The sequence below is a fragment of the Streptomyces sp. NPDC090442 genome, assembly GCF_044769405.1.
GTDB lineage: Bacteria > Actinomycetota > Actinomycetes > Streptomycetales > Streptomycetaceae > Streptomyces.
Genome location: NZ_JBIVXW010000249.1, coordinates 1 through 1469, shown reverse-complemented (window position 1 = coordinate 1469; position 1469 = coordinate 1). Strand labels below are relative to the sequence as shown.

The 1469-nt window shown below is 71.1% G+C and carries 1 protein-coding gene; it reads right to left on the bottom strand.

What is annotated here, in order from left to right; genetic code table 11:
• Positions 1-1469: polyketide synthase dehydratase domain-containing protein (locus ACIQU6_RS44800; RefSeq protein ID WP_403488501.1), on the bottom strand; the 1469-nt coding region annotated here is incomplete at both ends.

Genomic DNA, 1469 nt, shown 5'->3' with positions numbered 1-1469 from the left:
GCGAGTTGGGGTTCGCCGGTGGCGAGTGCGGTGGTGAGGAGTTCGGGGGAGAGGGCGGTGGTGTCGGTGTCGAGGAGGAGGAAGTGGTCCGGGTGTTCGGACTGCGCTGTGCGCACCAGACCCCACACCGGTGCGGCGTCAAGGCCGGTAACGCCGTCCCCCGCTGCCGCCGCCACGGCGTCGCGGGTGACGAACACCATCCGCGCCGCGTCGTCCCGCTTCTCCGCGAGCCGCTGCTGCACGGCCCGCAAGGCTTCCTGGGCCGTACGGTGCAGGGACTCGGGCGAATCCCCGCTCGGTCGCGTCCCGGATTCGAACGACACGACAACGGGCGCGGGGCCGTCCGGTACGGCCGCTGGCGACGGGACGGGAACCCATTCCACACCGAACAGCGAGTTCCGGTGAGCGGCGGCCGACGACCGCAACTGCCGTACGTCGAAGGGGCGTAGGGCCAGGGAGTCTATCGACACGATCGGCGCGCCTTCGGCGTCCGTGAGGACCAGGGCGGCGGAGTCCGGCGATACCGGTGAGATCCGCAGCCGGGCGGAGGTGGCACCGGCCTTGTGCAGGCGCACCCCGCTCCACGCGAACGGCAGCCGCAGCGTGCCACCGGACTCCTCGCCGCCCGCGGTCTGGAGACCCAGGGGGTGCAACGCGGCGTCCAGGAGCGCGGGGTGCACGGCGAACTGTGCTTCCTCGTCGTGCAGCCCCTCCGGCAGCCGCACCTCGGCGAACAACTCCTCGCCGGCGCGCCAGACGGAGGTCAGGCCGCGGAAGCCGGGGCCGTAGTCCTGGCCGTACGTGCTCATCAGCTCGTACACCTCCTCCACGGGGACCTGCCGCGCACCGGGCGGCGGCCACTCGGAAGAGGCGGGGGGTACGGTCTGCGCCTCGTGGTCCGGCCGCGTCAGCAGGCCGACGGCGTGCCGCGTCCACGGCGCGTCAGACTCGTCGGGACCGCCCGGCCTGGAATGAACGGTCAGTTGTCGGCGCCCGGTTTCGTCGGACTCGCCCAGGACCACCTGAAGCTGGGTGAAGGACTGCTCGGGGACGACGAGCGGTGCCTCAAGGGTCAGTTCCTCCACGACCGTGTGCCCGGAACGGGCCCCGACGCACAGCGCGAGATCGATGTAGGCGGTGCCGGGGAGGACGGCGGTGCCTTGAATGGCGTGGTCGACGAGCCACGGGTGACTGCGCAACGACAGCCGTCCGGTGAAGAGATGCCCCTTGCCGTCCACGAGCTCCAGGTCGGCACCCAGCAGCGGGTGCCCGGCAATACCGAGGCCGAAGTCCGTGGCGTCACTGGTGATGGCCGGGGTGTTGAGCCAGTGGCGTTGGCGTTGGAAGGGGTAGGTGGGGAGGGGTGTGTGGTGGGTGGTGGGTGTGTGGTGGTTGTGCCAGTTGATGGGGGTGCCGGTGGTGTGGAGGTGGGCGAGGGTGGTGGTGAGGGTGTGGGGTTCGGGTTGGTT